This window comes from Psychrobacter sp. PL19, from assembly GCF_017875835.1.
GTDB lineage: Bacteria > Pseudomonadota > Gammaproteobacteria > Pseudomonadales > Moraxellaceae > Psychrobacter.
This window is the reverse complement of sequence record NZ_JAGING010000001.1, coordinates 83,090-103,575: the sequence shown is the minus strand read 5'-3', so window position 1 is coordinate 103,575 and position 20,486 is coordinate 83,090. Positions and strand designations below refer to the sequence as shown.

13 protein-coding genes are annotated in these 20,486 nt (G+C 44.1%); 5 read left to right on the top strand and 8 right to left on the bottom strand.

Annotated elements, in window-relative coordinates:
- Positions 1-49: 49 nt before the first annotated feature.
- The 4 genes from H4W00_RS00390 to cysM form a co-directional block, all read right to left on the bottom strand.
- Complete coding sequence (locus H4W00_RS00390) at positions 50-2,608, bottom strand: RelA/SpoT family protein (RefSeq protein ID WP_209955383.1); 2,559 nt, start codon at positions 2,606-2,608, stop codon at positions 50-52.
- A 392-nt stretch (positions 2,609-3,000) separates the two neighbouring features.
- Positions 3,001-4,542: a 23S rRNA (uracil(1939)-C(5))-methyltransferase RlmD gene (gene rlmD, locus H4W00_RS00385; RefSeq protein WP_209955381.1), complete on the bottom strand. Its 1,542-nt coding sequence runs from the start codon at positions 4,540-4,542 to the stop codon at positions 3,001-3,003.
- Between the two features lie 126 nt (positions 4,543-4,668).
- Positions 4,669-5,502 carry a 3'-5' exonuclease gene (locus H4W00_RS00380; protein ID WP_209955379.1) on the bottom strand — a complete coding sequence of 278 codons (834 nt, stop codon included), beginning with the start codon at positions 5,500-5,502 and terminating at the stop codon, positions 4,669-4,671.
- A gap of 87 nt (positions 5,503-5,589) precedes the next feature.
- On the bottom strand, positions 5,590-6,549 hold the full coding sequence (cysM, locus tag H4W00_RS00375) for a cysteine synthase CysM (protein ID WP_209955377.1): 960 nt from the start codon (positions 6,547-6,549) through the stop codon (positions 5,590-5,592).
- Between the two features lie 654 nt (positions 6,550-7,203).
- Between cysM and H4W00_RS00370 the strand changes: the two genes are divergently transcribed.
- The 5 genes from H4W00_RS00370 to tsf all read left to right on the top strand — a co-directional run bounded on the left by H4W00_RS00370 (position 7,204) and on the right by tsf (position 15,791).
- Positions 7,204-10,854 (top strand): ATP-binding protein, encoded by a 3,651-nt coding sequence (locus tag H4W00_RS00370; RefSeq protein ID WP_334684826.1) that lies wholly within the window; start codon positions 7,204-7,206, stop codon positions 10,852-10,854.
- Positions 10,855-11,053: 199 nt separating this feature from the next.
- Positions 11,054-11,866, top strand: a complete 813-nt coding sequence (locus H4W00_RS00365; protein WP_209955375.1) for a crotonase/enoyl-CoA hydratase family protein — start codon at positions 11,054-11,056, stop codon at positions 11,864-11,866.
- Between the two features lie 227 nt (positions 11,867-12,093).
- Positions 12,094-13,353, top strand: a complete 1,260-nt coding sequence (locus H4W00_RS00360) for a multidrug effflux MFS transporter (protein WP_209955373.1) — start codon at positions 12,094-12,096, stop codon at positions 13,351-13,353.
- A gap of 367 nt (positions 13,354-13,720) precedes the next feature.
- Positions 13,721-14,584 carry a 30S ribosomal protein S2 gene (gene rpsB, locus H4W00_RS00355; RefSeq protein WP_209955370.1) on the top strand — a complete coding sequence of 288 codons (864 nt, stop codon included), beginning with the start codon at positions 13,721-13,723 and terminating at the stop codon, positions 14,582-14,584.
- 322 nt (positions 14,585-14,906) lie between these two features.
- Positions 14,907-15,791, top strand: coding sequence for a translation elongation factor Ts (gene tsf, locus H4W00_RS00350; RefSeq protein ID WP_209955368.1), 885 nt, complete (start codon positions 14,907-14,909; stop codon positions 15,789-15,791).
- A gap of 192 nt (positions 15,792-15,983) precedes the next feature.
- On the opposite strand, the gene H4W00_RS00345 is transcribed toward tsf, so the two are convergent.
- The 4 genes from H4W00_RS00345 to hflX form a co-directional block, all read right to left on the bottom strand.
- Positions 15,984-16,793, bottom strand: coding sequence for a lytic transglycosylase domain-containing protein (locus tag H4W00_RS00345; RefSeq protein WP_209955366.1), 810 nt, complete (start codon positions 16,791-16,793; stop codon positions 15,984-15,986).
- Positions 16,794-17,260: 467 nt separating this feature from the next.
- Entirely contained in the window at positions 17,261-17,947 is a 687-nt protein-coding gene (locus H4W00_RS00340; protein ID WP_209955364.1) for an LrgB family protein, read from the bottom strand.
- Positions 17,944-18,366 carry a CidA/LrgA family protein gene (locus H4W00_RS00335; protein WP_209955362.1) on the bottom strand — a complete coding sequence of 141 codons (423 nt, stop codon included), beginning with the start codon at positions 18,364-18,366 and terminating at the stop codon, positions 17,944-17,946. Before H4W00_RS00335 ends, H4W00_RS00340 begins: the two co-directional genes overlap by 4 nt.
- Positions 18,367-18,751: 385 nt before the next feature.
- Positions 18,752-20,212, bottom strand: coding sequence for a ribosome rescue GTPase HflX (hflX, locus tag H4W00_RS00330; RefSeq protein ID WP_209955359.1), 1,461 nt, complete (start codon positions 20,210-20,212; stop codon positions 18,752-18,754).
- Between the last annotated feature and the right edge of the window lie 274 nt (positions 20,213-20,486).

The following is a 20,486-nucleotide window of genomic DNA, read 5'->3' as shown; positions in this document are numbered from 1 at the left end:
TATTAAAAATATGAGTACTTGCTCGTAAGAGGCTGCAACGGATAGATTATCATGCAACAGCGCGGCGAGCATGTAAGATGCCATGCTGCTGTTCAAGTTTAGCTAATAGCTTAGACAAGTGCTCCAGCCCCGATACCTCGATATGAAATCTTAGAAAAGCAATATTATCATCGGTACTTAGGGTCTCAACCTGACGAATATTGACGTTTTCTTTATCGATAATTTGGGTCAAGTCACGCAACAGGCCTCGTCGATCATACGCTTCAATATGAATATCAACCGGCTGGTAACGACTAGATTGAGACTTCCAAGCCGCATCAATCTTACGCTCAGGCTCGCGTTCAACTAAGCGCATATATTCTGGGCAGCCGCGGTTATGGACACTGATACCGCGAGATAAGGTAATATAGCCAGCAATAGGTTCGCCATTTACAGGGTGACAGCAGCCCGCTAAATTGATCTCAATGTTATCTAAACCATCGATACATATCTGGTAAGCATCAATTTTACTCGTGGTCTTAAGGTCAACGCTGGGTGAAAATACTTCTTGTTGTTTTTCAGGTTCTAAGTGTAGCTGACGAGAGATATGACCGGTAAGCTGGTTTAGACCGATCTCACCGGTAACCAAGCCGACCACGATATCATCAGTACTATTAACGTGAAAATACTGAAGATAGTCTTTTAAATCAATACTGCTAGGATGTATGGATAAGCGCTCAAGCTCTTTACTCAGCATCCGCCGACCAATTTCAATATTTTTATCGCGATCTTGCTTGTTAAACCATTGACGCAGCTTAGAGCGTGCGCGGTTAGTATGAATGTAACCCAGTGAGGCTACCAACCAATCACGATTAGGCTCACGTGAGGCCTTGGTAATGATTTCGACCTGCTCACCCGTTTTAAGCTGATAAGTCAGTGGCACATAGCGTTGATTGACCCGCGCAGCTTGGGCACGGTTGCCCACTTGCGTATGGACATAATAGGCAAAATCGAGAACAGTCGCCCCTCTAGGAAGCTCGGTAATATCGCCATCACGGCTAAAGATATAAATGCGTTCGAGCTCGTCAAAGTCAACAACTTGTTCTTCATCTTCGAGCTCAGTAAGCTCTATGCCATCGAGCTCCTCACCTGCTGCTAATGCGGTGCGCAGCTGATTGCGAGTTTCGTTATTGACAGATAATAATTGACGGAGTGAACTGATTCTTTGACTGAGGTAATTGTCTTTCTTGTTTTTTAGCCCCTCTTTGTAGTTGACATGGGCACACATGCCAAGCTCGGCTTCAAAATGCATTTCGTGAGTACGAATTTGTACTTCGAGCGATTTATTCTCAGCAATAACAGCGGTATGCAATGAGCGATAGCCATTGGATTTTGGATTGGTAATATAGTCATCGAATTGCTCAGGAATATAGCGCCATAAACCGTGTACCAAACCTAAAACGTGGTAACAGTCTGAAGGGTTGGTGACCAATATTCTTAGGGCACGAATGTCATAGAGTTGATCAAACGATAAGCCTTTAAGCTTCATTTTACGATAAATAGAATAGATATGCTTAACACGTCCTGAGACCTCACCGGTAATACCCGCCTCTATTAAAGCCTCATTTAGCCTGTCTTGGACGCGCTGAATATAAGATTCACGTTCGCTGCGTTTTTCAGATAATAACCTAGCAATCTCTTTATAGCGTTCAGGCGCGAGATAACGAAATGCTAGGTCTTCAAGCTCCCACTTGAGCTGCGCAATACCTAAACGGTGAGCCAGTGGGGCATAGATAGTCATCACTTCACGTGCGACCCGGTGTTGACGCTCAGTATTAGAAAAGGTCAATTCACGCATGGCAAAAGTACGTTCAGCCAGTTTAATGAGTACCACACGCACGTCATTGGTGACTGAGATGAGCATGCTATAAATATTTGATAACTGGTCACGCTGATTATTAACGAAGTGATCTTCCAAGCGTTTGTTACTTTCAATAATTTCAGACAGTTGACCCATTGCTAAGGCATCTTTAACCAAAGTAGAGATGTCAGTACCAAAGTTTTTCTCAATATCAGCCAAACTTATCATAGACTTACGGGCACTACGATAGAGCATTGCAGCGACTAGCGCATCTTCATCTTGATATAAATAAGTCAAGATATCCGTCATACCAATGCCAGTGATGTAGGCACCTGAGCGCTCGGACTCACTAGTATTCATACGGCTACGAATAAACTCACAAGCAGCATTGAGATTGGGTACCGACTCTTGCCCGATACGCTTAGCGACGTTCTCTAGCCAAACAGGAACATCGATGTTGGCATGATCTAAATCAACAGCCTTAAGCTCTTCTGAGAGCAGGGGAGCCTCGTCCAACAGTGTATTGTCTAAGTATTCGTCTGTCAGCTTTGAGTCGTGATTATGGTAAGCCTGTCGCGCTGAGCGATCAAAGGTAGTGTGTAATTTACGAGTAGTTAGCTGTTGCTTGATATCAAATGGTATCTGGGCATAGCTATTGGCAGACTGATGAGAGCGTTGACTGGCGACCAGCTGTGCTGCTAATGTCGCACTATCAGTTTGTGTGGTTTTGCCATCTTTTAGTGGTAATCCTTCACGAATCTTTACCATAGCCGAATCCTCTTAGCTATTTTTAAGTTATTTATGACCTCATTCGCTAGGTGCCTCCTCTGATTCGAATATTGATAAATTATCAGATACAAATCGACACAGCTGCTAAAAAATCCATTTTTCAGCAGCTGTCATAGAGATGAGTACTCAGTGTTTTTGAGGATATAAATGCCAGTGTCTACTACAGGTTTATTAAAAAATCTATAGACCAGTGGGCTATTATTATCTCACTTCAACACCGCAAATCAAGCCAAGCTCTGTAATGATAGTAATGTAGGTAAGCGTAACATAATAGCCGTGTAAATAATGAACTTTACCTTTTATCCAGATAAAAACCTATTACAGCGCTGCCGTAGTGACTCATGAAGTAAGACCAGTAAATACAGTCGATCTTAAGCGGGTACTTTTTCGAAACGTGCAATTGACTCAACGTGACCGGTATGACAGAACATGTCCATGACACCGGCGTGGGTCAAACGGTATCCTTGTTCAAGTAATGCCTTGGTATCACGTGCTAAAGTTGCTGGATTACACGAGACATAAACAATACGCTCAGCATTGAACTTAGGCAAATATTGCATAATATCCCAGGCCCCAGAGCGTGGTGGATCGATAAGTAGCGCATCAAACCCTTGGTTGGCCCACGGCTGATCGGTACAGTCTTGGGTTAAGTCTTGGCTATAAAATTCAGTATTATTGATGCCATTACGACGAGCGTTTTCAGCAGCACGTAGCGTCATGGCTTCGCTACCTTCGACTCCGATTACCGTACCAGATTCACCCACCAAGCGTGCCATTGGTAAACTGAAATTACCTAGACCACTGAATAAATCCAGTACGCGCTCGCCAGCTTTTAAGTCTAATAAATCACAAGCCAGCTTGGTCATCTGTCGATTAACAGACAGATTGACTTGAGTAAAATCGGTAGGAATAAATTCGTAAGTCAAATTATATTCTGGCAATTGATAATACAGACGACCAAATTGCTGGCTCATATCATCGGCGTCAGTCAGCGCAATGCGCTTGATACTGTCAACCCCTTTAGATTGTAAGTATAACTGCCAGTTGCGTGCAGCAAAAAAGACTTTTAGCTTATCCACATCACTGTCTGATAACGGCGATAAATTACGCACAATCAGCGCCACGGGCTGATCGCCATCAGGTAATTCTGGTAGATACTCACCCATGGCCAGCTCAAGCTGAGCGATTTGACTGCGGGCTTCAAGCGAGCTAATCAAGGCTTTTAAGTTCTCAATCTCAAAGCCAATACGCGGGTCTAAAATATGACATTCATTCAGCTCAGCCAAGAAGTTACTCGAACGCTCACGAAAGCCGACCAGTGCGGTTTCTTTTTTGGCAACATAGCGCACACCCAGTCGCGCCTTGGTACGATAACCCAGACGATCTCCAACCACTGGCGCCAGCCAAACATCTGGCTGAACATGGGCTTGGTGCTCTAACATTTCGGCCAGTACGGACTGCTTAAAATTAATTTGTGCATCTGGCTGCCAATGCTGTAAGTTGCAACCACCGCAAACCCCAAAGTGTGGGCAGGGCGCTACGGCGCGCTCTGGATTAGGATTGGCAGTGACGCTAAGCGCATCGCCCTCTTCAAAACTAGTGCGGCTATTGGTCAGTTTGACCAGCACGCTTTCACCCGGCAAAGCAAAGCTAACAAAGATCTTTTTGCCATGTTTGTCCAGTGCATGACCTTCCGCTTCACCCCAGCCATTACCATATACCGCAACGCCACGTCCATCATGCGATAAGCCGTCAATAGTAAAGGGTAGCGGCTCTGCTTCTTTTAGACGTTTGCGCGTTTTTGACGAGGGTTTGGACTTTTTCTTGTTGGGTGGAACCGTAATGTTTTTAGTGTCGCTAGCTGGTTGAGTCGTGTCATGTACGGTAGACGTCTTGGAATCGGTGGGTTGCATAAACCTGCCTTAACAATAAATGAGAAATAATAAAAAGGGCGATAAAAGTAGTATCAAATTGCAGTACTTATATTGCAGTACTTATAATGTGATTACTTATAATGTGATTACTTATAATGTTAGTACTTATGGTGCAGGCGCTGAGGGTAATGAGGTCCAATCAGCGATAAATTCTTGGTGCCGTAAGCTACCATCCGCTTGAGTGAACCTAGCTATGTAATCGCGGCTGTGCTGCTGCCAGTCGTTAAAAGCTGGCGATGACAGCTGTCCGGTTAGGCGCAGCCAGCGCAGGTAAATCAGCCAGGTATTCATTACATCGGACTCGCAGTATATAGATAGCGTCTGCCAGTCATCATTGGCGACGAGATCGCCGACCATGCTGCCGTCAACATCAGTTTTACCCGGTAAACCATATAGACTGGCGACCACGTCCATTGCTTCACGCCGGCTAGCACCGTATTGGCTGAATCTGTCCATCAGATCAAGGTGTTTGGTTTGGAAACGGTTGACGTAATTGTCAAAACGCATGTTCTTAATACGCTCGCCTTCTTCAAACAGCCATGGTGCTGATAAATCGTATTGCATGGCGCGGTAGATGAGTACAGGAATATCGAACCCTGAACCATTCCAACTGATTAACTGTGGCAAGTTATCGATATCACCAAATGCTCGAAAAAACTTAGCCAGAATGTCTTTTTCACTAAACTTGTCTGCGCTCAAGGAAAACAAAGACAGCTGACCGTCCTTGATATACAGTGCAGAGATACAGACAATACGCTGAAGTGGTAGCCGCATGAAGTCGTGCCCCGCTTCTTGGATTCGGATCGCTTGTAGCGCGCTCATAGCATCAGCATCGTTCAGATCAGCCAATTGCGGATAGATACGCCGCGCGGCATCAGTGTCTGCTACCGTCTCAATATCAAAGACCAATGTGGGGTTGTAAGGTAAGGCGTGTGGCATAAATAATCCTGAGCTATCGTTCGTTACGCTGATTGAGCACTGTCGTTACTGCCGATATCAAGAACAGCACCTTCAAAAATACTGTTCTCAAAAAATAGTATCATCAAGGCTATCATCGACATTATATAATCCAGTCGATAAATAACGATCACCGCGGTCGCAGACAATAAAGGCAATAACCGCATTAGGATTGGCTTTAGCAACCTGTATAGCAGCCCATGTGGCAGCGCCCGATGACACTCCGGCAAAAATACCTTCGTTTTTGGCCAATTTACGCATATAAACCTCAGCAGTATACTGATTAATATCCATAATTTCATCGACCAAATCTGCGTCATAGATACCCGGCATATAAGCTGCCGGCCAGCGGCGGATACCCGCGATTGATGCGTCTTCATCAGGCTGGAGACCAATAATTTTAACCGCTGGGTTTTGTTCTTTTAGATACTGAGATACCCCAGTAATCGTGCCTGTAGTGCCCATTGAACTAATAAAATGAGTAATCTTACCATCGGTTTGCTGCCATAACTCTGGACCGGTGGTTAAGTAATGTGCTCGTCTGTTATCAGGATTATTAAACTGGTCTAATACCACCCCTAAGCCATCAGCTTGCATCTTTAATGCTAAGTCCCGTGCTACTTCCATGCCTTCGTCGACTTCGATTAAGGTCGCACCATAGGCAACCATCGCATCTTTACGCTCTTGGGTGGAGTTGGTCGGCATCAACAGCGTTATTGGATAACCCCGCATGGCGGCTACCATCGCTAGTGCAATGCCAGTATTACCACTGGTCGCTTCAATCAGAGTATCGCCGGGCTTAATCTCGCCGCGCTGTTCTGCTTGATAGATCATATTAAAAGCAGCACGATCTTTAACAGAGCCGGCGGGGTTATTGCCTTCAAGCTTGGCTAAAAGTTGCGCCCCATTGCTGATTTGCTCTTGTTCTGGCAAACGATGTAATCTAGCTAATGGCGTCTGACCGACGCAATCAGCAAGATCAGCGACTTGAGTGATAAAGTTGGCGTTCGATGGGGTCGTAGACGACATAAGGCATCCTTGTTGATTTTTTAAATGACTGTTTTTTAAATGACTGCTTAATACAACACTACTGCTACTTATTTATGCTGCAAATAAAAATTGGCTCATTATATCATTTTGTTTTCAGCTGCGCTTATCGCATCAAGGTTTATTGCTAAATAGACAATGCTCAAAGAAGAAGATTTAAAAAATTTGGGTAATCAGGTTAGTTTGCGAAATTCACTATTATTCACTACTAATGGCACACCACTAATCGGTCTATAACGGTTCAAATATAAAAGTTAATATACGGGCTTGATAGCAAGTTATTAAACAAGCCACTTGATGTAAGACTAAGGAGACCATTGTTCCTAAACTCTCAAATTTGCACACTTATTTTTACTAGATTGCATTGGCAGCACTTACATTTATAAATACTGCTAACATGGTTTTAATATTTAACGAGTTATAATAATGTTCGATGAGGTGTATACAAGACCATTAAACATTTATTGAGGTCTCGTTCAGAGGTCTCATCGAATAGCTGATGACCATTATCTCAATAATGGCATACTTGTATAACATGAATACAAACAGCATATCTATTAGTGGTGCAAACTAGTAGTGCAAATAGTGGTGCAAACGTCAGCAGTAGCGCAAACGTCAGTGGAGTTCAAATTTAGCATGGCAAATAAAAAACGCTTTGATACCAGTAGCGCCTATGGTCAGTTGATTCTATTGGTGTTTTTGCCAATTTGTGTGCTGGCAGCGGTTGGTGGTATTTTAGTATTCCATGAGACCATGCGCGCTAGTGATTCCGAGCAAGAAGCTCTAGCAGAGGCATTTTTAATCCGCTATAAACCGACGGTTACTGAGCTTATTCCAGCATTGCTTGAGCAAGAGCGTCAACAGTCAAAAGCCAATGAGGAAAATGCTCAAAACATCGTTGACGGTATGGCAGCGGCCAGTCAAAAGGCACTTGAGAAGGGCTCAGCACCCGAGAACCTACCGTTATCACAAGTACACTCTGATAATTACATGGGTGCGCGCGGCGCCAGTCTAAGCAGTGCAATACTCTCAGAAGAAGAGTTAGGAGGCATACCGACCTTTGTACCATCCAGTACGGTCATCGTCGATGAGGGTTTAACCCGTACAAATGTTGCCCCAAGCGGAGCAATTGCCACTCTGGTATCGATTCGCGACAGGCTCAGCCGTATGCAGTCTGAGCAGCATGTGCAGCGTATTGCCATCATCAACGAGAACAACAATCAAGTATTGGCTACCGTAGGCTATGGTGTGAACGAGACCTGGCCTTCAATAGATGGGTCGCAGAGCTTCTTATCGCAACAAGCCACACCTATCGGTACGGCCTATGGCAGTTTGTTGGGCAATTTTGAAGGGCAAAAACTGTGGCTGTTGGTCGATATGGACAATGAGCCGCTCTATATCGCGCGCTACCGTATCGCGATGTCGTTGGTCATTACGGGTCTGCTCACTATTTTAATCTTATTGTTAAGCCTAAACATCTATGCCAAACGTTGGATTGCCCCCATTTATGAGCTGCGTTTGCAGCTGCAACGCACTCATGTTGATAATCTATATAAACCTGTTTTGGTTGAATCTGATGGTGAGCTGAATCTATTGCAGCAAGATTTGGTCAAGACGTTACGCCGCTTGCATGTTAGTTTTCAAGAGCTTACCGATCATGCAGAACAAACTGAAGATGACCTTCGTTTGGCTTTTGATGAGATGGAAATGCAAAACATCTCAATCCGCGACGCACGAGATGCCGCCATTTCTACCAGCCAAGCCAAGTCTGCGTTTTTGGCCAATATCAGCCATGAGCTGCGTACGCCTCTAAACAGTATTGATGGCTTTATCAATCTGCTGGCGCGTCATGGAGAGCTCAATCCTGAGCAAGACTTATATGTGCAAACGATCCGTAAGTCTTCAGCGCATTTGCTGGCCTTGGTTAATGACGTCTTAGACTTTTCAAAGATTGAGGCGGGCAAACTGGTCCTTGATCGCCATGAATTTGATTTGTATGACACTATCTATGATGTAGTCGATATGTTCTCGCCAGTAACCGCAGAAAAAGGCCTGCGAATGGCCGTGCTGTTTTATAACGATGTACCGATGCGTATCGTTGGTGATGCCCTACGTCTCAAGCAAGTATTGACTAATATTGTCGGTAATGCGATTAAGTTTACCGATATTGGTGACGTGGTAGTGCGGGTTAGTCTGGATGATCATCGAGACAATCATTTGATGATTAGCATTCAAGATAGCGGTAAAGGAATCTCGGACGCTGACCAAAAAATGTTGTTTCAAAGCTTTAGCCAAGGCGATCCTTCAATTACCCGCCAATATGGCGGTACAGGGCTAGGCCTAGTTATATCCAAGCAATTGACGCGGCTGATGGGCGGTGATATTGGCTTTTATGATAATGCCCAAGAAAACATCGCCAATCAAGGAGCGACCTTTTGGTTTCGGATGCCAGCGCATGTTGATGTGTTAGAAGCGGCTACTGGGCAGACTATTGCGTTGCCCGTTCTTGCACCACTTGCTAGTGACACTGATGAGTTTCACGTTTTAGTATGGATTAATCACACGGCTTCTAGACAGGTTCTTAAAGCCAGTTTGCAAAATTTACCTATCAAGCTGACTCAAGCCAACTCCTTACCGGGTGTGTTGGAATCCCTAAAAGAGCAGGGTAATTATTGGGATTGGGTGATTGTTGATGATGATACTCAAGATGACATGATGGCCTTGCTCAAACAAATTCGCCTACATTATCAAGGCAAGCTGGCGGTATTTGGTTATCAGGTTGCCGCTGATCAAGCACTGCTCAACCGCTATCATGCCAACATATTATATGAGCCTCTAGATAAGCGACAACTCTATGCCATGCTTGATACGCAAAAGCGCAGTGCACCAATCCAAGCACAAGAACCGCGCTGGAAAGGAATGACTGTACTGGCCGTTGATGATCACTTACCTAACTTATTAGTGCTAGATGCACTGCTCAGCGAGCTTGGGATTAAAGTCATCACCGCCAATAGCGGTTTTGATGCCATTGAACTAATCAGCAAGCAACATGCTAAAAATACAAAAATTGCCAAAACCAATCAGCAAAGTCTTTCAAGTAAAACCCAAGTTTCTAAGGCTGAAGCCCGTGCAAAAACCAGTAATACCTCGGCTAACTCTGTATCCACTACCGAAGAAAATATTGAATATAAAGTGAGTGCGGATGATGGTAATATCGACTTAATCTTTATGGATATTCAAATGCCGCGCATGTCAGGACGCGAGGCGGCCGAGCAAATTCGTAAAATTGAAGCGACGGACAATCGTATTCCAATCATTGCTCTGACCGCGCATGGCTTAGCGGATGAGCGCGACAAGCTAGTGGCCAGCGGCATTGATGACTATGTTGGTAAGCCTATTAGCCAACCGCAGTTGCTACAAGTCCTACAAAAGTGGCTGGGACGCACGGGGACTCCTCAGCGCTTGACCACATTAGCCTCAGATGTCAAAGCGCAAACGGTCAATTCACCAGATAGTGTGACCCAAAGACCGTTATCCCCAAGTGTAGCGCCACTTATTACTAATATTAGTGGCGCTAGTGATGCTGATGCTGTTTTAACTTATGGGGTGGTTGATCATGATATCCGTACCAAACCAGTAGACCTTCAAGCAGAGCAAAAAACAGCACGGCCATTGTCGCTCAAAAAGATTCGCGATGACTATCTGCGTGACAGTCAGCCTCGTGATGATTACCGCCGCGAACCGCAGCGTACCACTCAGCCACGCTACGAAAACTTGCAATACCAAGAGCATCTACAACAATCATTAACTGAACACCAAGGTCAACTATCAAACTACCCGCCAACAGAAGACTATCCAAAAACCAATATTATTGATACGTTAGATATCTTAAACTGGCAAGACGCGCTGACTCGCTCAGCCAATAAACCTGACCTTGCAGCCAAGCTCATTATTATGATGCTAGATACTATCGTTGATGAAAAAAAGATATTAACCCAAGCCTGGGAAACGCGTGATCGCAGTATGCTGGCGCAAATTGCCCATCGCATCTTAGGGGGTAGTCGCTATACGGGTGTACCGCAATTGCGCCAAGCCAGTCAAAACTTAGAAGATAAATGTTTATTAAATATCCAACATACGACCCCGGCACAGTTTGCTATGCTTGAGCCTTATTATGATGACTTGCTACTGGCGCTGACCAATTTACAACTGCTTGATCTGTCGCCCTATCCACAGTTAACGTATCATCGTCTCAGCGAAAATGACATGACTTGGAAAATGATTTGAGATGAGTGCTTATTTGAGATGTATAGTTAAAATACCTTAAAAACGCTACCGTGCTGCTGGTATGAATTTTTTGCAGCCTCTGTCGCGCCTGTGAACAGCAAGCAAAAAACCATACCAGTAGCACATTGCTATAGACGACTCTCTTTTATTATGCACTTTATTGACCTTGATGGTCGTTTTACCGTTATTAAGGAGTGTTATGCACGCTATCGCCGCCTATCAATATCAAACCCTACAAGTTAGTATGACCCAAGATATCTTGACCATCAGTTTAAATCGTCCACAGAAAAAAAACGCGATGAGTTTTGAGATGATGCATGAGCTGATTGCAGTTGCGGGGCGTATCTGCAAAGACAAAAAACTACGTGCAGTCATTATTAATGGTGCTGAAGGCACGTTTTGTGCGGGTGTCGATTTAAGTGACCTAAACCAACCCAAAAATCAAGCTTATGCATTATGGGAACTGGTTAAGCCGAGTCAAAGTTTGTTTCAGCGAGTCTGTCTGGTCTGGCGAGATCTGCCTATTCCAGTTATCGCTGTGTTAGAAGGGCATTGTATCGGTGCAGGCTTACAACTGGCGTTAGCGTGCGATGTGCGTATCAGTAGCCCTGATTGTAAGCTGTCTATTATGGAAGCGAAGTGGGGGCTAGTCCCTGATATGGGGTTAACCCAGTCAGCGCTTGGGGTTGTGCGCGTAGACGTATTAAAAGAGTTGGCCATGAGTGCCCGTACCATTGATGCACAGCAAGGTCAGAAATTAGGTCTTATCAGCCATTGTAGCGAATCACCATTACAGCACGCGCAACAGCTCGCTATTGAGTTTGCGCAGCGTTCCCCCGATGCAGTGCTAGCAAGTAAGCGTATTGTGAATGCCATGTATCAGCAAGCACCAACTACCTTATATAAAGAAAAAGCTTGGCAGTTAAAATTGATGCTAGGGCGTAACCGTAAACTTGCCGTAAAAAAGGCGAAGGCAGCGGGAACTCTATTTACAAAACGTCAGTTCCACTAATCTAAGTGCATCTAAAGATGTGAAACCGTAGCTTTTACGTAAATTCTACTTACCGAACTTCAGCTACTCGTTGAAATGCTAGCAGACAGTACGATATAACACTGTCTGCTATTGTACGTTCGCGTCTATGCGATGTTGCTTTATGACGCTCCTTTCTTATATTGCTTATAATTATATCAGCGAATAAAAACTAACAATAATAACCCTTATATAAAATGGTCTGAGACATGTCTGCTCCAAAATCTATCCCGCCCAATCAATCTTCTGCCCCCACTCGTGTACGTTCATCAGATCTACCAGTCGCCTGGATTATGATGCTAGGGCTCATTGTCGCCGTTGGGCCTTTATCTATCGATATGTATTTGCCAGCGCTACCAGAGATGGCCGCCAGCTTCGGCGTGCCGACTGCCTTTATTGCCAACTCTGTGCCTGCCTATTTTGTTGGTTTGGTATTTGGCCAGTTGTTTTATGGTCCATTGAGTGATCGTATTGGCCGTGTTAAACCTCTATATTTTGGTATGACCTTATATGTCATCGCCTCCATCCTTTGCGCGACCACTAATAATGAATATGTGCTGTTTGCGGGACGTACCCTGCAAGCACTGGGGGCATGTGTGGGGGCTGTCGTTACTCGCGCCGCGATTCGAGATCGCCTCACTGCTAGACAAACCGCAAAAGCGTTTTCTATTATGATACTGGTCATGGGCTTGGCACCAATATTAGCACCATCGCTTGGCGCATTATTCCTACGGTTCTTTAGCTGGCATTCTATATTCTGGTTTTTAGCGGCTTTTGGCACGCTCAATTTAATACTGACTAAGCTATTTTTCTTCGAAACCCTAACGGAAGAAAACCGCAATGTCCGCCCAGTTAAGGAAGTACTCAGTCAATATTGGGACTTGTTAAAAGATCCGACTTTTAATTACCCAGCGATTGGTGGCGGCTTGTTGATGGGCGCGATGTTTGTCTATATCAGTGCAGCCTCTGAGCTATTGATGGATAATTATGGTATTTCATCCACTCATTTTGGTTGGATTTTTGGGATGAATGCGGCAGGTTTTGTAGCTTTGACCCAGCTCAATCAATGGCTGACCAACCGTTTCCGTATTCTCAGCATATTGCGCTTTGGCGCTGCCATGCAAGTCGTTGCTTCGGCAGGGTTGTTTGTATTGGGTCTTATTTTCGGTAGTGATGCGTGGCTGCCCCTAGTATTAATCTGCATCTTCCTTTGTATCTCCGGTCTCGGTTTAACGCAGCCAAACGCGTCCGCTATTGCGCTGGCGTTTCAAAAACGCCGTGCTGGTATGGCCAGTGCGCTACAAGGCTCGCTGATGTTTTCGGTGGGTCTCTTTGGTGGTTTACTACTGAACCTATTTCCGGTCAATACAGTACTCAAAATTGGTATTACTATGTTTATGCTGATGAGTCTAGGCTGTTTCTTGATTTGGCGTATCGATCGTAATTTGAATCTTGATGATGCTGAGTAATGTAGAGGGTTTTACCCTTGCTCGCCGTATCCATATCAGACTCATGAGCAATAATAACACTGGCAGTACTTAAAGATTTTATGATAAAATACAGCCCAGCTATTTCTATAATCCGTTTTAGAACCTGTTCTAGAATCTGGTTTATAGTTTGATTTTGAACATTTAGTTGAAAGTTAAACGATAGCTCTTTTTTTAACCAACCAATGACACACACATCATGGTAAAAAATTGCTGGGTGTTCGGCGACTTGATTAATTTGCGACAGCACGGTATTAGGCTAGCAAAGCTTTTATCGCCAGCAGATGCGTATCGCTGAATAGGCAGTTTTTGTGATGTGGAGGCATAACCCAACACCAAGGAATTTTACATGGCTAATCAAAATCCAACTCAAATTGCAATGCGCGACTTACTACAAGCCGGCGCTCACTTTGGTCACCAAACACGTTTCTGGAACCCAAAAATGGGTCCATATATCTTTGGTGCGCGTAACAAAATTCATATTATTAACTTAGAGCACACCGTAAAAGCCTTCAATGAAGCGCTAAACTACGTAAACAATCTAGCTAGCAAGAAAAACAAAGTATTGTTCGTTGGTACTAAACGCGCAGCCAGTGGCGTTATCCGTGAACAAGCAGCTCGCGCTGGTATGCCTTATGTTGACCATCGCTGGTTAGGTGGCATGTTGACTAACTGGAAAACCCTACGTCAGTCAATCAATCGTCTAAAAGAGCTTGAAAAACAAGCAGAAGACGGTACTTTCGCTAAGTTAACCAAACGTGAAGCGCTAGAGCGTACCCGCGACATGGAAAAACTTGAGCGTTCATTGGGCGGTATCAAAGACATGGGCGGCCTACCTGACGCTATCTTCGTCGTTGACGTGGATCATGAAGCGATCGCAATTAAAGAAGCCAAAAATCTAGGTATCCCAGTTATTGGTATCGTTGATACTAACTCTAACCCAGATAACGTTGACTACATCATCCCAGCAAACGATGATGCTATCCGTGCCGTGACCCTATATGTCACTGCTATGGCTGATGCCATTATCGCTGGCAAAGAGTATGCACAAACTCAAGCAAGTGGTGGCGCTGACCAAGAACAGGCTGCAGAACAAGCGCCTGTTGCTGCTGAGCAAGAAGCACCAGCTACTGAAGAAGCACCAGCTGCTACCGAACAGTCAGCAGAAGCATCTGCCGTAAAAGCACCAGCAGAAGCACAAGCTGACCTATAAGCTTCAGCACCTAACGTCATAAACAAAAGGCTGACTTGATAATTTACTTATCAGCATCCATATAACGTTAGTAACAGCATAAAATCTCGGACAAGGCATGATGTAGTTTTACTCGTCATGCCTTGTTGTTGATGGATTAGCTATCAGTGATCGAGCCGCTAATGGACGAGTATTATCGTCTATAATAGCAAGCGCTATATCTATAGCGGTAGCTCTTCTAAATATCCGCTGACGATGAGCAATCTTATTAAGTTTACATCAACAATACGATCTCAAATAGAAGTTAAGCACTCCCATACATAACAATACTAAGGTAACTCTTATGACAGAAGTAAAAGTATCTGCCAAAATGGTAAAAGAATTGCGCGACCGTACTGGTCTTGGCATGATGGAATGTAAAAAAGCGTTAGAAGAATCAAACGGTGATGTCGAAACTGCCATTGATAACCTACGTAAGTCTGGCCAAGCAAAAGCGGCCAAAAAAGCCGGTAACATTGCTGCTGATGGCGCTATTATTATTGTTCAAGGCGAAAATAAAGCCTTCCTAGTAGAAGTTAACTGTCAAACTGACTTTGTCGCAAAAGACAATAGCTTCACTGCGTTTGCAGAAAAAGTAGCCAATATTGCATTAGAAAACAATACTACTGATGTTGCTGCTATCTCTGAATTGCCTTATGGCGATGGTCAAACCGTTGAAGAAGCTCGTGTCTCACTAGTACAAAAAATCGGTGAAAACATTCAGTTGCGTCGCGTTGAGACTCTCGAAGGCAATAATATCGCCGCGTACCGCCATGGTCTACGTATTGGTGTGGTCGTCTCTTTTGAAGGTGGTGGTGCAGACACTGGCAAAAACCTTGCCATGCATATCGCTGCATTCAACCCAGTTGCGGTAGATGACAACGACGTTGCTGCTGATGTCCTAGCACGCGAAAAAGACATCATCGAAGCCAAAGCAAAAGAATCTGGCAAGCCGGATAACATCGTTGAAAAAATGATTGAAGGTGGCCTACGTAAGTACCTAGACGAAGTTACTTTGCTACGTCAACCATACGTCATGGACAACGAGAAAAAAGTTGGCGACGTACTAAAAGCGGAAGGCGTAAAAGTGCTAGGCTTTAAACGTTTAGAAGTCGGCGAAGGCATTGAGAAAAAGCAAGAAGACTTCGCTGCTGAAGTTGCTGCTACTCAAGCATTAGCTAACCAGTAAGTTTTCAAGTCGTCTTTAAAGTAAGTGCTGATTAGGGTTTCTAATTGGGTACTTGTAGGTTTGCTTTATATTTAATGCTGTAATATAAGCGATGTGGCAAAAGTATAAAGTGACCAAACACAAAAAAGCCCGTTATTTATCTAACGGGCTTTTTTGTGTCTGCTGTTTACGCTGAGCTTTTAGCCATTAATATTAGCGTAAAGCGGCATAAGCTGAGTTGGCATAACTGGCACTACCACTATTGTTAATAGTCCCATAACTAACTGCCTGCATGCCATTATTAGTAGCGGTATTGCTGGCGCTTGTGGCGCGACTAGATAGCCCTGAGTCATTTTTGTACAAGCTATGATAGCGACTCATGACACTTTTGACGTAGTTGCGGGTCTCTTTAAAAGGGGGAATACCGTTATATTTGTCGACGTTACCTTCACCAGCGTTGTAACCAGCAATGGCAAACTCGACGTTATTATTAAAGCGGCGCATCAGCCAGGCGATATACTTGGCTGAACCCTCGATATTTTCGGCAGGATTCCAGGCATTACTGACTTTAAAGCGACGTGCGGTCGCTGGCATTAATTGCATTAAGCCTTGTGCACCAACAGGAGAGCGGGCATTGGGATTGAATGAAGATTCAGTGTGCATCATGGCTTTCATCAGCCCAGGATCAACACCATGACGTTCTGCAGAGGTACGGATATAATCATCATAGGAATTACGGCTACCGCTTTTACTCGCGCTACTATTGCCATAATTATCATTGTTATAGCCGTTGCTGCTGCTATCGTAATTGTTTGAGTCTTTATAGTAGGTGACTTTTACTTTTTTAGTAAATTTATCAAAGTTGCCGCTGGGACTGACATTGGTGAGCAGTACTTGTCCTCCCTTGTCTTTATAAATATACATATTACCGGCTTGAGCAGTAACAGACAAAGTAGACAGGGCGACAGCAGTCAATAAGATAGGAGACAGCCAGCGGTAAAATAGGGGTGCAACAGTCATCATAGAGGTATCACTTTTTATCGAATAATAGCAAATCTCTTTGCCTACAGGCGCATTAATTTAGCCTTTAAAGCAGTTAACGAGGCTATCTGGTTTTGATATACAAAACTGGCAAAACTCACGTCTAATAAGAAACCACTGACAATAAATACAAAAGATAATAGTTGCTCACTATACCATAAATTGTATTTTAGCCCCATCTGATTGCCTATAAATCTAGACCAGTTAACTTTTAACTGGTTAAAAAATTGATATAAATCAAAACCCTAACATTATCATCTCTGTAGTTTAGAGGGATACTGTACAGATTGATATTGTGTAAATGAGTATTATGTAGATGAATATTGTCAGCCCAGAATACTACCAACACAAGTCGGCGCAGCAGAGGCTACGCTTTATTATGGCTGACGAATCTGTGGCTGTAGGGGTTTTCTTAGAGGCCAGCAAAAATACTGGGTTGAATGGATTGATCAGGTAAGCGCGCTGATGAATATAGGTACCCAAACGGCGGTGACCAAGCCATTAACGGCCAAGCCAAAGGCGGCATAACGTCCAGCAGTATGGCTGATTTGCCATGCTTCTACTGTACCAAAAGCATGAGCGGCCAAACCTAAGGCCAAACCTTTGGCTCGATCATCGTTGACCCCGTGGAATAAGAACCGAGCTAAAGTGCCGCCTATTAATCCTGAGACAATGATGATTAAGTTGGCCATAGCCAGTGGCGCTTGGATGAGGCTGGCGATACTCAGACCAATCGGTGTGGTCACTGAGCGGGTAGCAAACGCTAATATAGTGTCATTACTCAGTGAGAACAGATAAGCGAGCGACATCGGTAATAGGGCACCAATAACACTGGCTATTAACACGATTATCGACAGACGCTTTACTGGTAGGCCTTTGAAGTTCATCGCTGCCAGCGGTATGGCCAGCAGGACGGTCACATAGCCTAAAAGATGGTCAAATATCGGCTTAGCAACGTCGTAGTATTCATTATAGTCCCACTGTAGAATAAATAAAAATAACACAACCAGTGCGATGGCGGTGATTACCATCGGTAGCCCTGATAACTTTTTTGCTAAAACGCGAGCAGATACGTGCGCCGCCAACGTCACCAAGATAGCAGCAATAGTGGCAATGATAACATTATCAAAACTCATGATTGCCCCTTACGCTTAGTGTCAGTATCGACAGTATTACTAAGCCAACGATTAGAAAGTAACGCTAGGCCCCACAGTGGTATTAGCGTGCTAATTGTCATGGTTAATATCACGCCCCATAGCTCGTCACCTAAGGCAAATAATAGCAAGCCTGCGCCAGCTGATACTGGTAAAAAGGCAAAACCACTGTCTACTAATAGTATATTACTGGCCCTGGTCAGCCAAATGGGTAAGCCTTTGACCATGCGCCAAGTTATTAATATTAAAAACATCGCTACCATGCCAACCACATTGGCAGCTTTTGCCATGCCTAATAATTGACAGATAACGACTGCTGATTCACGTACTAGGATTACCATAATCAGCGTTAAGATTACAGCTAGCCATACGGGCAGTTTGGATAAGGAGGTGGGCTTCATAAACAGTCCTTGCCAAGTTCATAATCAATAAGGCGATATTAATTTAATATTCTTAGTAACACAGGGTATACGTCATTGGCGCAGAAGACCATGTTTTAGACTATTATAATGACAATTAAACAGCTGTAATGAGCAGTCGGTAACGACTGTTATTGATTTTAATGGTGACCTTCAGCAGATTATATACATCATATATAAACGAACAAACCCGACCTGATAGCTAGAGGGTATTATGACGGTCAATGTTTTGATTGAGAAAAGATTGTTAATGCCAATCATTATAGCGTAAAGGGCCATCTGTAGTGGCTAAGCGCTAGCAAATACAGATGGCCCTTTATTTGGCTAAAGCAGTTATTTTTTGATTAATGACTGATAAATAAAGCAATTAGTCCTGCGGATCAGACAATGCTGATTTTGGCTCAGAATCAAGGCCAGCCACTGGTTCTTCTGCTAGATAACCGTCTTCAGTTAATAGCTCTTCAACTTCATCTGTCTCACTTTTTGCATTGTCATCTTTTTGTTCAAACGGTTCTAAAACCGGCAACAATAACGTTGCTTGTGCGAGAGGCAATACATCTAGTGGCGATAAGTCTGCTTGACCTAATAGCTGTCTGAGCCGGTCACTTGGCAAGCGAATGGTCAAACGCTCATGGCCGGTATCATCATAGCTCTCTTCTTGAATAACGCCCAGCTCGTACAAGGTGTTTTTGAACTGACCTGCATTATAAGGTAGGGTCAAATCAAAGGTGGTCAGCGTACCGGTAAGCAGTTGCTGCACGGCTAATGACAGCTCTTCCATGCCCAGATTGTCTTTAGAAGAGACATAAACACGATTAGGTTGACCCTCGCTTGCATAACCAATATGGGCGGGCTCATCCGTTAAATCAATCTTGTTATAGATGTTGAGTACTGGCACATTATTGTCAATTTCGGCCAACACATCTTTTACCGCTTGAATTTGCTCATGCATATCTTCACTGGCGGAATCGATGACATGTAGCAATAGATCTGCCTCTAGCGTTTCTTCCAAAGTTGCGTGAAAAGATTCGACCAGTTCATGCGGTAGGTGACGTACGAAACCGACGGTATCGACTAGTACCACTCGGCCAACACCTTGCCAATCTAAACGGCGTAAAGTGGGGTCTAAAGTCGCAAACAATTTATCTGCAGCATAGATATTCTCATCGACCAAACGATTAAACAGAGTAGACTTGCCCGCATTGGTATAACCCACTAGCGAGATAGTCGGTACGTCTGATTTTTGGCGTCTTGCCCGACCTTGAGCGCGCGTTTGTCTTACCTTATCAAGTTTGGATTTGAGTTGAATCACCCGTGTTTGCAGTAAGCGGCGGTCAGTCTCTAGTTGAGTCTCACCAGGACCGCGCAGGCCGATACCCCCTTTTTGACGTTCCAAATGCGTCCAACCACGTACCAAACGTGTCGATAAGTGATTGAGCTGCGCCAGCTCGACCTGCAGTTTACCTTCGTGAGTACGCGCACGCTGGGCAAAAATATCCAAAATCAGACCGGTGCGATCGAGTACTCGGCATTTAACCAAGGCTTCGAGGTTACGTTCTTGTGATGGCGATAAGCTATGGTTAAAAAGAACAATATCGGCATCGTGTTCCCGAACCAGTTCAGCGATTTCTTCCGCTTTACCACTACCAACAAAGTATCTGGCATCAGGTCTTGAGCGTGAGCCAGTTACTAGGGCCAAACGATCTGCCCCTGCCGAATCTGCCAATAATTCAAACTCGTTCAAATCATCAGGGTCTTGTATTTGACGAATGTCCAAATGTACTATAATGGCGCGTTCGCCACCTTTTTGTCTTCCAAAATATTCCAAAGAGTATCACCTATGTATAAAGTAAATAAATCGCTACTGTGAATGCATAAATTCCATTAAAATCTATTATAACAATAGCGTTCAGATGACCATCTATATGAGGTCCTATCACTTGATATTAAAGCGTATTGGCACAATTAGCGATGATTTTATGTTACAGCTCTGATTAGCAAATAGGCTGCTACTAAGTTTATCATCATTAAAATCAGATGTTCTGACGATAAAAAAGTATAAGCTAAGCCATGCCTACCTAAACAATAGGTAATAGCAATCT